The organism is Cellulomonas sp., assembly GCF_035634735.1.
Lineage (GTDB): Bacteria > Actinomycetota > Actinomycetes > Actinomycetales > Cellulomonadaceae > Cellulomonas.
This window is the reverse complement of sequence record NZ_DASQCJ010000212.1, coordinates 1-12553: the sequence shown is the minus strand read 5'-3', so window position 1 is coordinate 12553 and position 12553 is coordinate 1. Positions and strand designations below refer to the sequence as shown.

The following is a 12553-nucleotide window of genomic DNA, read 5'->3' as shown; positions in this document are numbered from 1 at the left end:
GACAGGGATGACGGCGACCGACGTGGACGCCATCCCGGACCCCGCCGTCCCCGAGACCGCCGCGGTGCAGGCGGCGATCGAGACCCTGGCACAGTGGCTGCGCTCGGGCGGGACGCTCGGTGTGCCCACCCGCGGGCGACGCCGCACCCGCGACCGAGGCCGCCGCGCCGGCTCCCCCGCCCGTGCCGGGGTCGACCACCGCCCCTGCGCCGAGCCCGGCCTTCGCGCCGTCGCCCGAGCCGGCCCCGGCGACCCCGTGGCCCGACCCCGCGCCCGACCTCGGACCCGAGTGCGTGCCCGAACCCGACCCCGGCCCCGGGTCCGCACCCAGCCACGGACCCGAGCGCGGACCGGCGCTCCCGCCCGGCCCCGCCGCGCCGCCCGGCGCCCCCTGCCCGCACTGCCGGGGCCCCGCGGACGCCGTCGCCGTGCGGCGCTGGGCCCGCGAGCACGGCCTCCGCGTCGCCGAGCGGGGCCGGCTGCCCGCCGCTGTCGTCGCCGCCTACGTCGCCGCGCACCGGCACGCCTGACGGCCGGGCCGCGCGACCGCGCAGCCCCGCGCCGTCGTCCCCCGCACGACCGCCGCCGCCCGCACCGTCGTCCCCCGCGCGACCGCCGCCGACCCCCACCGAGGAGCCCCGTGCCCACCGCCCCCCTCGTCCTGGTCGCCGCCGTCCTGGGTCTCGCCATCGGCTCGTTCCTCAACGTCGTCGTCTGGCGCGTGCCCCGCGGCGCGTCCGTCGCCCGGCCGCCGTCGGCGTGCCCGCGCTGCGGCCACTCGATCCGCGCGCGCGACAACGTGCCGGTCCTGTCCTGGCTGCTGCTGCGGGGCCGGTGCCGCGACTGCGCCGCCCCGATCAGCGCGCGCTACCCGCTGGTCGAGGCCGGCACGGCCGCGCTGTTCGCGGGCGTCACCGCGCTGGCGGGCCCGACGTGGGCCCTGCCCGTCCTGCTCTACCTGGCGGCGCTGGCGGTGGCGCTCACGCTGATCGACCTCGACGCGCACCGGCTGCCGGACGCGATCGTGCTGCCCGCGTACCCAGTGTGCGCGGCGCTGCTCGCGCTCGCGTCCTGGAACCCCGGCGGCGAGCCGGACTGGGGCGCGCTGGGCCGGGCGGCGGTCGGCGGGGCCGGGCTGCTCGCCCTGTACCTCGCGGCGGCGCTCGCCTACCCGGGCGGCATGGGGCTCGGCGACGTGAAGCTCGCGGGGGTGCTCGGGCTGTGCCTGGCGTGGTTCGGCTGGGACGTGCTCGCGGTCGGCGGGTTCGCGGCGTTCCTGCTCGGCGGGCTGTACGCGACGGCGCTCGTGGTCACGGGCCGGGCAGGGCGGGGGTCGGGGATCCCGTTCGGGCCGTGGATGCTCACGGGGGCGTTCGTCGGGCTGGCGGTGGGCGGCCCGGTCGGCGGCTGGTACCTCGGGCTGCTGGGGTGAGCGGCGCGGCGGCCGGCCTCAGCCCGCCGCCACCTCCGTCACGTGACGCGCCGTCCAGGGCGTGCTCTCGGTGAACCGCGACAGGTAGGGCGGCGCGCCCGTGCGCAGCGCCGGGTCGTAGACCACCTGGGGCGACCACGCGCCGTGGTCCTGCAGCCCGGCGAACCGCACGGCCAGCGACCCGGTGACCACGACCTCCAGCGAGGGCACGCCGGCCACCACGCCGTCGGTCGCCCAGTGGTTCTGCACCAGCAGCGTGCCGCCGAGCACCTGCACCGACGCCTGGATCTGCACCCCTTGCGCGGGGTGCGCGGCGCCGCGCGCGGTGTCGACGTACCGGCGCGGCCACCCGCCGTCGGGCCAGCCGTCGACCCCCGGCGTCCCGGTCGCCGCGACCGCGCGCGACGCACCGTCCACCCCGAGCACCACGTCGAGGTCCCACCCGACCCGCTCGTCGGGTCCGCCGGGGTCGAGCGTCACCGCCGACACCTCGGTCACCACGGGGTTGAGCACCTCGACCGACCGGCCGGCGACGATCCCGAGCTGGCACGTGAGCCCCGGGCCCGCGCAGGGGTCGCCGGGGTCCGACCCGGAGCTGAGCACGTCGCCGGTCACGACGACCGACTCCTCGGCCACGAACGTCACCCCGGCGCGGCCGCTCTCCTCGGCGGGGCCGCCCGCCGCGACCCCCGGCGAGAACCACCCCTCCAGGTAGAGCGTGCCCCGCCCCGTCCACCGGTGGGTCCTGACCTGCTCGACCTCCAGGTCGGCCACGTCCCCGTCCGCCGGCGTGGCGCTGGTCCAGGTGCCGACCGGCAGCGACCCGGCGGCGACGGACGCACCGAGGCGCCCCGCCGAGACCGGCTCGGACGCGCCGCCGAGCGTGTGCACGTAGATCCCGACGCCGTCCGGCACGGGCACCGTCTGCGCGGTGCCCAGCGCGAGCAGGTCGGCGTCACCGCAGTCCGGGGTGGGCGCACCCGGCGCCGCGACCGCCGTCGGCAGGCCCGCCGCGTTCGCGGCCTCCAGCGTGCTGGGCGCGTGCACCGTCATCGTGCCGCCGTGCCCGACCACCCGGGTCTCCCCGTAGTAGTGGCAGCCCGGCAGGTCGGCGTAGCCCGCGACCGACGTCGGCAGCGTGAGCGAGGACGCGGCCGCCGGCGCGTGCCCGTCGAGCACGTCCGCGACGTCGACCACGGCGCCGCCGTCGACGTCCAGGCACGCCGACCAGGTCGCCGCGTCGTCGGAGGCGTCCCCGCAGTCCGGGTGCGCGGTGCTCACCCGGCCGTCGACCTGCGCCCCCGGCTGCACCGCCAGCCGGTCGTTGCTGAACACGTCGCCGGTGACCACGGTCGCGGTCGCGAGCACCGCGGCGTTCGCGCAGGCCGGGTCCCGCAGCACGTCGCGGGCCGTCGGGAGAGGCCCCGCGGCGCCGCACTCGGCTGCCAGACCGGCCGCCGCCGCACCCCCGACGCTCTCCGACCAGGCCGTCGCCTCCGTCAGCGCGTAGTCCTGGTGCAGCGCGTAGTCGGCGCTCGACGCGCGGGCGAACTGCACCTCCAGCGTGCGCCGGACCTCCCCGGACCTCCCGGTGACGGTCACGGTGACCGTGGAGGCCCACTCCGGCTGCGCCTCGACCGGCGCCGCGGTCACCTCGTAGTGGAAGGCCGGGGCGTCGTCCGGGTCCTCGTCCGGCTCGATCGCGGCCCAGCCGACCGCGTCGGCGTCCCAGGGGCACGCGTGGTCGACCACCGCCGGGTCCTGACCCGCGAGGGCCGCGTTGTCGCAGTCCACCGTCGCCCAGTACGCCGGGTCGTCGCGCAGCCGGCCCAGGTAGTCGGCGACCCCGGACTCGGCCGCCGCGCCGGCGCGGACCCAGTCGGTCTGGCGGCCGGCCGGCCGGGTCGCCTGCGCCGCGTACGTCGCGGTCACCATGACCAGCGCGGACAGCATGATGAAGGCGAGCAGGACGGCGACGCTCGACATCCCGGCGTCGGCTCGCCCGCGGGTCCGGCGGCGGGGCCGGCGGGGCCGGGTGGCTCGGGTCATCGCGGGGCGCTCCTTCAGGACAGCGAGAACGGGACGAGCAGGCCGGCGAACCGGGCCGGGTCCCGCCCCGACGACGGGTCGTGCTGGACCACGAGGGCGACCTCGACCGCGCGCACGCGCCCGGGCTCGTCGGTCGGGTCACCGGCCGCGTCCCGGTAGGCGAACAGCGGCTCGTCGGCCCCGTTGCGCAGGTTCCGGGCCAGCACGAGCCGGGCCACCCGCCCCTCGCACTCCGGGATGTCCTCGTCGTCCGCGCAGTAGGTCGCGGCGTCGCCCTCGACCGGCCGTCGCGTGGTCTGGGTGAGCACCCCGTCGTCGAGCGCGTACTCCACGCGCGAGGGTCCGACGGCGTTCCCGGGGTTGTCGAGGTTCGCGTAGAGCACGAGCGCGTCGGGCTCGGACACGAGGACGGCGGTCCGCGCGGACCCGCCCAGGGACGTCGGCACCACGGCGCGGGCGACGGCGCGGGACAGCAGCTGGAGCGCGTACTGCGCCTCCGCGGTGTCGTCGACGCGCCGGGTCGACTCGCGGTCGGTGCGCTCGACGCCCTGCGTGGTGGCGGCGACGCCGAGCATCACGACGACGAGGATCATCATCGCGACCACGAGCTCGGCGACCGTGACGCCCGCGTCGGCCGGGGCACCGGACCGGGGCGCCGGTGCCGGGCGCGACCGGCGCGGGGTCACGAGCCGTCTCCGTCGCCGCCCAGCGGCAGCGCGTCCTCGCCCTGGACCGCCACCACGCCGTCCACCGGGTGCACGAGCACGTGCGCGCGCTCCCCCGGCTCGACGTCGACGTACCGCAGGCTGATCGGCTGCGACCCGACCCAGAACGTGTACTCGGCGGGCCACAGGGCTCGCAGCGTGAACTGCCGCGCGACCGTCCGCTGCACCCGGACCGTGGCGGGGTGCGACACGACCTCCCCGGCCTCGTTCGCGAGGCGCGCGCGGACCTGGAGCCCGTCGAGGTCGCCGGTCATCGCTTCGGTGACCTCCCAGGACCAGGCGGCCGACCCGGCCGTCGTGCTCACCTCGGGCTCGGCGTCGGACGGCCGCCACGTCAGGCCGGCGTCCTCGGAGACGTCCCAGGTGATCGTCGTCCCGCCCTCCGGCGGCGCGGCCACGACTCCGCGCACCTCGACCACTGCCGGCTCGCCGAGGGGCACGGCGACGTCCTGCGGCTGCTCGACGAGCACCGGGGTGACGTCCGGGACGAGCTCCTCGGCGCGCGCCGCCGCCATCGCCGAGACGGCGGTCCCGTGGTCGTTGCTGACGACGGCGCGGTACCAGGCGCCGGGCTCCGCGATCGTCACGAGGTACCCCTCCGCCTCGACCGTCTCCAGGCCCTCGAACGTGTAGCCCCCGTCCCGGGAGACCTGCCACTGGACCTCCATCGGCTCCGCACCGGTGGCGGCGACGTCCAGCCGCATGCCGGTGAGCGTCTGCACGCCCCACTGGTCCCCCGGGTGCGCCGTGACGACGGGTGCGTCGGGGTCGACCGACCGGACCGCGTCCGGCGCCCACCACAGGTCGTCCCAGGCGAGGTCCGCCGACCGCATCGGATACGCCCAGGGGTCCTCGTCCGCGCCGCCCGACGTCGGGGTCAGGCCGATCTCGGACGTCCACCGCACCTGCTCCGTCGTCGCGAGACCGGCGGTGGCGAGGACGGTCAGCGGGATGTCGGTCACCGCGTCGTCGTCGAGCGGGACCCGGTCGTCGTCGACGAGCACCAGGTCGACGACCGCCTCCCGGCGGACCTCCTCGGTGCCGAGCCACAGCCCGGCCGAGCCGACCCGGCCGAGCGGGCGCAGCGTGCTCCCGTACCGCCAGTCCGCCAGCACGTACCGCGGCGCGTCGGACACCGCCACGCCGTCCGCGGTGGTCACGGTGTACCAGTGGGTCGCGTCGGCCGCCGGGTCGACCTCGAACACGGCGCAGCCCTGCGCGTCCGTGTCGCGCACGGCGCGCTCCGCAGCGGCGGCCGGGGTGTCCCCGGTCAGCAGCGCGACGCGGACCCCCGGCACCGGGTCCCCCGCGTCGTGCAGCCGCACCGCGACGAAGGCGCGCTCCGTGCTGGCGACCCGCTGCACCACCCGGACCGGGGCGCTGCCGCCCGACCAGGCCACCTCGGCGGCGACCTCGACGGACACCGCCGGCGTCGAGACGTCCGCGAGCGCCCCGCTCCGGCACACCTCCGCGCCGCCGGTGCCGCGCAGCGTGTAGGTCGTCGTGACGGCGTAGGAGACGCCGCCGACCGCCACCGACCCGCGCTCGGTGAGCGCGTCGGCACCCGCGGGGTCGTTCGCGAGCGCCCAGTTCGACGCCGGGTCCTCGACGAGCAGCCGCCCCTCCGCGACCGCCTGCTCGGCGAGGTGCGTCGCGGTGACCCGCCGCTGCGTCTGCACGGTCAGCGCGTAGGTGCCGAGCGCGAAGGTCAGCACGGTCGCCGCGAGGATGCCGAACAGCGTCGTCGCGACGACCGACTCCACGAGCGTGAAGCCGTCGTCGGGGCGGGCACGGCGGGGCGCGCGGCGGAGCGGGCTCACGGGGCGGCCGCCTCCCCCGAGACGTCCGCCACGTCGCCGGCGCCGCCACCTGACACCGCCACGGCGTCCAGCAGCACGAACGTCGAGCCGGTCACCGTGCTGCGCTCAGTCCCCAGCCCGTCCACCGCGGTCACGAGGAACAACCGGTCGTCGATCGCCTGCAGGTCCCGCACGTAGTCGAGCTGCTGCTGCCGGGTGCCGTCGACGACGAGGGTGACCGACACGGCGTACAGGTACTCGCCGGACCACGTCACCGCCTCGCCGTCCGCGGCCGCCTGCACCAGCGTCGGCTCGCCCCGCGAGACCGACTGCACCGTGCCGCCGGACCGGGCCGCCAGGTCGGCGAGCCGCCGGACGAACGCGTCGAGCTCCAACGCGGTCGGGAACTGCCGCCGCAGGTCCGCGAGCTCCGTCTCGAGCTCCGGCATCCGCGTGGCCTCCTCGGCGAGGTGCGCGGCCTCCGCGCGCCGGACCGCGTTCTGGTCCGTCACCGCCTGCGCGTCCGCGCGGGCCCGCGCGGCGTCGTCGCGCACCGGCGACAGCACCAGCGACCAGCCGGCGACCAGCACCCCGACGGACACGACGCCCGTCCCCGCCCACCACAGCGCGCGCGCCCGACTCATGCCGCCTCCTCCTCGCCTGCGTCGGGAGCGGCCGCGTCCTCGACGGCGAACCGCCCCGACCGCACCGAGGGGTCGATGAGGACGGACCCGGTCACCCGGTGCACGCCCTCCCCGTCGACCCGCTCGACGCGGGTGAACGTCGTGTCGAACAGGCCGTCGGCCGCGTCGACCGCGGGCAGCAGGTCGCCGCTCTGGGCGAGCACCGGCACGGTGATCACCCAGGCGATCTCACCGATGCTCTCGCCGGAGACGAACGGGTTCTCCGCGTCGTCCAGGACCGCCCGGTCGAACACGATCGCGATGCTCATGCTCTCCGCACGCGCGAAGTGCGGCAGCGCGGTGTCGAACCGCTCCACGAGGTCGGCCCACAGCACCTCGTTCCGCATCCCGTAGGCGATCGCCTGGCGGGTGCGCGTGATGTCGGACCGCACCCGGACGACGTCCGAGTAGGTGGCGAGCTCGGCGAGCAGCGCGTCCGAGTCCTGCTCCGCCGCCAGCAGCTCGGCCTCGGCCAGGACGCGGTCGCCGAAGCCGACGAAGCACAGCCCGCCGGTGAGCAGGAGGACGCCCACGACGACAGCGACGCACCAGCGACGGGCGGTCCGCACCGCGCGCCGCGCCCGGACCTGCGGCGGCAGCAGGTCGACGGCAGGGAGTGCGCCCGCGACGCGCTCCTGCGCCTGCTCGGGCGCGCGGTCGGGCGCGCGAGTCGCCGACCGCCGGGCGCTCACGCGGCACCCCGCATGGCCAGGCCGGCGGCCACCGGCCACGACCGCGGCGCGTCCGCGCACCCCCGGGCTGCCCGGGTGGCGACGTCGAACACCGCCTCGGGGCGCGCGAAGGCGACGGGCAGCCGGGTCACCGTCGCCAGGCACTGCCCGAGGCCCGGCATCTCGGCGCCGCGCCCGGTGAGCAGGACGGCTTCCGCCGGCCGGCGCCCGGACTGCGCGTGATACGCCAGCGTCTGGGCGATGACCTGGGCGATCCGCTCGGCGTGCGAGGCGACGAGCGCCGCGACCTCCGGCCGCGCCACCAGGTCGGCGTCGATCACGTGCTCCGCGACGGAGGGGTCGCCGCCGAGTGCACCGGCGACGTCGTGCGCGACGGCCAGCCCCGCCGCGGGCCCGAATCGGACCAGCTGCGGTGTTCCGGCCTCCCCGACGACGACCTGCATCCCGTCGCACCCGAGGTCCACGACCGCGGTCACCGGCTCGTCCGGGCTCGCGGGCACGGCCGCCCGCAGCAGCCCGAAGGCCGCGAGGTCCACCTGGTCGACGCGCACCCCGGCCTTCTCCGCCGCGCGCACGACGGCGGCCGCCTCCGCGGAGCGCACCGCGACCAGCAGCCCCTCGACCACCCGGTCGAGGCGGCGCACCGGCCAGAAGTCCAGCACGCAGTCCGCCACGTCGACCGGCAGCGCGTCCTGCACGAGGAACGGCAGCGACGCGCGCATCTGCGCGGGCGACGCCGCGGGCAGCGCGACCGGCCGCACGTAGGTGTGCTCGCCGGCCACGCCGACCACGGCGTGCCTGCTGCGGGCGCCCGAGGCGCGCAGGGCCCGCCGGACGGCGGCGACCACACCCTCCTGCCGCCGCACGGCGCAGCCCTGTACGGCCCCCGGCTCGATGCCGGACTGCCCGAAGGCCAGCAGCTTCGGCCGGCGCCCCGGCGGGGCGTCGACCTCCGCGACGCGGACCCCGGTGTGCCCGATGTCGATCCCGATCCGTCGGTGTGCCACGCATCTCCTTCCACTGTGGTGCGGGTGCCCGGCCCCGCGCCTCCCCGGGTCGGGAAGGTGCTGGGCCGGGGTGGTGCCGGTCGCTCAGGGCTCGGGGACCTCGATCGGGTCCTCGTTGCCGGGCACGGCGCACAGGCCCGCCTCGAGCCCACCCTGGGCCGAGTACCGCCAGCCCTTCTCCTTGCCGGAGGTCGTGTAGACGTGGACGCACCACGTCTGCTCGCTCAGGGCGGTGGAGTGCTCCCCGTCCCCGCCCCCGACGAGGACGCCCTCGGGCTTCGGCCGGACGAGCAGGGCGATCGTCGCGCCGTCGGCGAGCATGGTGCCGTCGGTGCCGGGCATCGCCACCGTGCTCGACATGCCGCCGAGCATCTCCGTCTCGCCGTCGACCTCGAGCATGTAGTTCGTCCCCGAGGCCGACACGCCGACCTTGATGTTGCCGACCCCGCCCGTGACGAGCTGGGCCTGGATCTCCCGGCCGATGCCGGACACGTCGGACTGCGCCGCCGAGTCCCGGGCCCGCGCCTGCTGGTTGATGTAGAGCGGGATGGCGATGGCCGCCAGGATCCCGATGATGACGATCACGACGAGCAGCTCGGTCAGGGTGAAGCCCTGGTCCCGCTCCTCGCTCGGTCGTCGGATGCGCGCAAGCATCGTCGTCGTCCCTTCTGGTGTTCTCAGGAGGTGGCGGCTGATGGTCACGAGATCTCCCGTGACCCGGTGCCGTGCGGAGGGCACGGAACTTGGTGCGTGACCGGTCGGTCCCCGGTCAGTGGTCGCCGCAGTAGCCGGCCTGCAGGCCGCCCTGCGCGGAGTAGCGCCAGATCTTCTGCTTGCCCGCCTCGGTGCCGACGTGGATGCACCAGGTCTGCTCGGTGGCCGCGGTGGCCGACGGGTTCTCCGGGTCGTGGGCGAGCAGCGGGGTGTAGGTCGCACCCGCCCCCATCACGACCGGCGTCCGGCTCGCGTTGAGGAGCTTGACCTGGTCCGACACACCACCCACGTAGTCCCGGGTGGCCGCCCCGTCCGTCGAGATCGTGTAGTTCGACCCCGCGGTGTTCATCCCGAGGTAGATCTTCTCGACCCCGTAGTTGACGAGCAGCGCCTGCACCTCGCGGCCGAGTCCCGACACGTCGGACTGGGCAGCCGAGTCCCGGGCCCGCGCCTGCTGGTTGAGGTAGAGCGGGATGGCGATGGCCGCCAGGATCCCGATGATGACGATCACCACGAGCAGCTCGGTGAGCGTGAAGCCCCGCTCGGGGTCAGCGCGCCTGAGCAGCGTGCGCATGACGTTTCCCTTCCGTCTCGATCGGTCGCGGTATCACTCGCCGCACAGCCCCGACTGCAGGCCGCCCGCGGCGGAGTACCGCCAGGTCTTCTCCTTGCCGGACTCGGTGCCGACGTGCACGCACCAGTTCTGCTCGGTGAGCGTCGGGTCGCCGCCGTGGATCATCAGCGGCACGCCGAGCGCAGGGCTGCCGGCGGAGACGACGTCGCCGTCCTCGTCCAGCAGGTCGACCGTGGCCGAGATGCCGCCGAGGTACTCGAACGAGCCGGTGGCGCCGTTGTCGCCGGACAGCGTGTAGTTCGACCCCGCCGAGTTCACGCCGACGTGGATCTTCTCGACGCCGACGTTGACGAGCTGGGCCTGGATCTCCCGGCCGATGCCGGAGACGTCGGACTGGGCGGCCGAGTCCCGGGCCCGCGCCTGCTGGTTGATGTAGAGCGGGATGGCGATGGCCGCCAGGATCCCGATGATGACGATGACGACGAGCAGCTCGGTCAGGGTGAAGCCCCGTTCCGGGTCCTCACCGCCGCGTGGTCCTCGTCTCGCGCGAGGGTCGGTGGTCGACATGAGTGCCTGCTTCCTGTTCCAGTTCCAGTTCCTTCACCAAGCACCGCCGGGGACCGGCGGTGGTTCCAGGGGCCCCGTCACATCGAGCTCGTCACCGTGAGGATGGGCAGGTAGAGGGCGAGCAGCATGCTGCCGACCACCCCGCCGATGACCACGAGCAGCACCGGCTCCATGGCGCTGGTCAGCGCCTCGGTCCCGGCCGACACCTCGTCGTCGTAGAAGTCGGACACGTGCCGGAGCATCCCGACGATGTCGCCGGAGTCCTCGCCGACCGCGACCATCTGCACGACCAGGGACGGCATGACGTGGGTCCGCTCCAGCCCGTCGGCGAGCGTCTCCCCCTCGCGGACGGAGTCGCCCGCGGCGGCCGCGGCGCGCTCGACGACGATGTTGCCGCTGGTCGGCCCGACGACCTCCAGCGCCTGGGCGAGCGCGACGCCGCAGCTGGTCATCGTCGACAGGTTCCGGGTGAACCGGGCGACGGCGAGCTTGGACAGCAGCGGGCCGACGATCGGCGCGCGCAGCAGCCTCGGCTCGACCTTCTCCCGGACCGCGGTGTCCCGGCGGTGCCTGCGCCACCACCACACACCCAGCGCGATGAGGGCGACGAGCGGGATGCCGATCACCTTCAGCACCCCGGACAGGTCCACGAGGATCTGCGTCGCCCACGGCAGGTCGGTGTCCAGGCCCTCGAAGATGCCCTGGAACACCGGGACGATGAACAGCAGCATCACGACCGCCGCCAGCACCGCGATGCCCAGGACGGCGACGGGGTAGATCATCGCGCCCTTGATGGTGCGGCGGAGCTTGAGCTCGGACTCCATGCCGGCGGCGGCCGAGGCGAGCGCCTGGTCGAGGAAGCCGCCGACCTCGCCCGCCGCGACCAGCGACCGGGTCACCGGCGGGAAGACGCCCGCGTGCGACTCCATCGCGGCGCCGAGCGCGGCGCCGCCCTCCACCTCGGCGGCCAGGTCCTTGAGGATCTCGCCGAGCGCCGGGTTGTCGCTCTGGTCGACCAGGACGCGCAGCGCCCGCGGGAGCGCCAGGCCGGCGCGGACCATCGTCGCGAGCTGGCGCACCACCATCGCGACGTCCTTGTCCTTGACCTTCCCCCGGCCGCCGAGCGTGATCTCGCGCTTCATCCCGGTGCTGTGCACCTCGTCGATCGCGGTGGGCACGAGCCCCAGCTCGCGCAGCCGGGCGGCGACGGCGGTCTCGTCCGACGCCTCGACCCGCCCGGTGACCGGGCGCCCGCCGGGGCCGACCACCGCGTACTCGAACGTGCGCATCCCGCGGGCCATCAGCGCACCCCCGCGTAGCCGCCGACGGGCGCGCGGCGGCCGCGCCCGCACAGCCGGTCGAAGGCCTCGACGTCGCGCGCCCGGTCGAGCGCCGTCTCGTAGGTGACGACGCCCTGCAGCACCAGCGCGGCGAGCGACTGGTCGAGGGTCTGCATGCCCTGCTCGCCGCCGGAGTGGATCGTGGAGTAGAGCTGGTGCTGGTTCCCCTCGCGGATCAGCGCCCGCACGGCCGGGGTCGTCATCAGCACCTCGACCGCCGGCACCCGGCCCCTGCCGTCCGCCCGGCGGCACAGCGTCTGCGACACGATCCCGCGCAGCGTCCCGGCGAGCTGGGTGCGCACGAGCTCGCGGGCGTCGCCGGGGAACGAGTCGACGATCCGCTCCACGCTGCGCGCGGCGTCCTGGGTGTGCAGGGTCGCGAACACGAGGTGGCCGGTCTCGGCGGCGGTGATCGCGGTCTGGATCGTCTCCGGGTCCCGCATCTCGCCGATCAGGATGATGTCGGGGTCCTGGCGGAGCGCGTGCTTGAGCGAGGCGGCGAACGACGCGGTGTCGTCGCCGATCTCCCGCTGGGTCACCAGGCACCGGATCGAGCGGTGCCGGTACTCGACCGGGTCCTCGACGGTCAGGATGTGGTCGGTCCGGGTGCGGTTGGCCAGGTCGAGGATGCCCGCCAGGGTCATCGACTTGCCCGAGCCGGTCGGCCCGGTGACCAGCACCAGACCGCGCGGCATCCCGGCGAACGACGCGACGACCGGCGGCAGCCCGAGCTCCGGGAGCGGCTTGATCCGGTCCGGGATGAGCCGCATCGCGACGGCGGTGCGCCCGCTCTGCCGGTACACGTTGACCCGGACGAACCAGCCGCGCGCGACCTCGTGCGCGAAGTCGAGCTCGTGGTCGGCGTCGAACCGCGCGAGCTGGTCCGCGGACGCGATGCCGGCGACGACCGCCCGCACGTCCGCCTCGGTGAGCCGGGGCACGGACTCCGCCGCCCGGAGCTCGCCGTGCAC

Annotated in this window: 13 protein-coding genes; 2 read left to right on the top strand and 11 right to left on the bottom strand. The window is 75.8% G+C overall.

All coding sequences use genetic code 11. The features are described 5' to 3' along the window. Positions 1-119: 119 nt before the first annotated feature. A complete protein-coding gene (locus VER05_RS17245; protein WP_324846546.1) occupies positions 120-530 on the top strand; it encodes an Lsr2 family DNA-binding protein in 411 nt (136 codons plus the stop codon). 110 nt (positions 531-640) lie between these two features. Beyond that, entirely contained in the window at positions 641-1432 is a 792-nt protein-coding gene (locus tag VER05_RS17240; protein ID WP_324846545.1) for a prepilin peptidase, read from the top strand. Positions 1433-1450: 18 nt separating this feature from the next. Here the strand turns inward: VER05_RS17240 and VER05_RS17235 are convergent, their stop codons facing one another. From VER05_RS17235 to VER05_RS17185, 11 genes are all read right to left on the bottom strand, one after another. After that, positions 1451-3481, bottom strand: a complete 2031-nt coding sequence (locus VER05_RS17235; protein WP_324846544.1) for a hypothetical protein — start codon at positions 3479-3481, stop codon at positions 1451-1453. 14 nt (positions 3482-3495) lie between these two features. Then, positions 3496-4167 carry a hypothetical protein gene (locus VER05_RS17230; RefSeq protein ID WP_324846543.1) on the bottom strand — a complete coding sequence of 224 codons (672 nt, stop codon included), beginning with the start codon at positions 4165-4167 and terminating at the stop codon, positions 3496-3498. After that, a complete protein-coding gene (locus VER05_RS17225; RefSeq protein WP_324846542.1) occupies positions 4164-6026 on the bottom strand; it encodes a type II secretion system protein in 1863 nt (620 codons plus the stop codon). Before VER05_RS17225 ends, VER05_RS17230 begins: the two co-directional genes overlap by 4 nt. After that, positions 6023-6649, bottom strand: a complete 627-nt coding sequence (locus VER05_RS17220; protein WP_324846541.1) for a hypothetical protein — start codon at positions 6647-6649, stop codon at positions 6023-6025. Before VER05_RS17220 ends, VER05_RS17225 begins: the two co-directional genes overlap by 4 nt. Beyond that, positions 6646-7221: a hypothetical protein gene (locus VER05_RS17215; RefSeq protein ID WP_324846540.1), complete on the bottom strand. Its 576-nt coding sequence runs from the start codon at positions 7219-7221 to the stop codon at positions 6646-6648. Before VER05_RS17215 ends, VER05_RS17220 begins: the two co-directional genes overlap by 4 nt. 155 nt (positions 7222-7376) lie before the next feature. Beyond that, positions 7377-8387, bottom strand: a complete 1011-nt coding sequence (gene pilM, locus VER05_RS17210; RefSeq protein ID WP_324846539.1) for a pilus assembly protein PilM — start codon at positions 8385-8387, stop codon at positions 7377-7379. Between the two features lie 84 nt (positions 8388-8471). Further along, complete coding sequence (locus tag VER05_RS17205; protein ID WP_324846538.1) at positions 8472-9041, bottom strand: prepilin-type N-terminal cleavage/methylation domain-containing protein; 570 nt, start codon at positions 9039-9041, stop codon at positions 8472-8474. A gap of 115 nt (positions 9042-9156) precedes the next feature. Beyond that, positions 9157-9675 (bottom strand): prepilin-type N-terminal cleavage/methylation domain-containing protein, encoded by a 519-nt coding sequence (locus VER05_RS17200; RefSeq protein ID WP_324846537.1) that lies wholly within the window; start codon positions 9673-9675, stop codon positions 9157-9159. Between the two features lie 33 nt (positions 9676-9708). Beyond that, a complete protein-coding gene (locus VER05_RS17195; protein WP_324846536.1) occupies positions 9709-10242 on the bottom strand; it encodes a prepilin-type N-terminal cleavage/methylation domain-containing protein in 534 nt (177 codons plus the stop codon). Positions 10243-10319: 77 nt separating this feature from the next. Continuing rightward, positions 10320-11531: a type II secretion system F family protein gene (locus VER05_RS17190; RefSeq protein WP_324846535.1), complete on the bottom strand. Its 1212-nt coding sequence runs from the start codon at positions 11529-11531 to the stop codon at positions 10320-10322. Between the two features lie 11 nt (positions 11532-11542). Continuing rightward, positions 11543-12553 (bottom strand): PilT/PilU family type 4a pilus ATPase (locus tag VER05_RS17185; RefSeq protein WP_324846534.1); only part of this gene is annotated, 1011 nt, incomplete at its 5' end.

Coding starts and splice junctions, on each gene's coding strand:
- VER05_RS17190 (WP_324846535.1), bottom strand. CDS start 11,531: ATGCGCACGTTCGAGTACGCGGTGGTCGGCCCCGGCGGGCGCCCGGTC.
- VER05_RS17235 (WP_324846544.1), bottom strand. CDS start 3,481: ATGACCCGAGCCACCCGGCCCCGCCGGCCCCGCCGCCGGACCCGCGGG.
- VER05_RS17195 (WP_324846536.1), bottom strand. CDS start 10,242: ATGTCGACCACCGACCCTCGCGCGAGACGAGGACCACGCGGCGGTGAG.
- VER05_RS17200 (WP_324846537.1), bottom strand. CDS start 9,675: ATGCGCACGCTGCTCAGGCGCGCTGACCCCGAGCGGGGCTTCACGCTC.
- VER05_RS17220 (WP_324846541.1), bottom strand. CDS start 6,649: ATGAGTCGGGCGCGCGCGCTGTGGTGGGCGGGGACGGGCGTCGTGTCC.
- VER05_RS17205 (WP_324846538.1), bottom strand. CDS start 9,041: ATGCTTGCGCGCATCCGACGACCGAGCGAGGAGCGGGACCAGGGCTTC.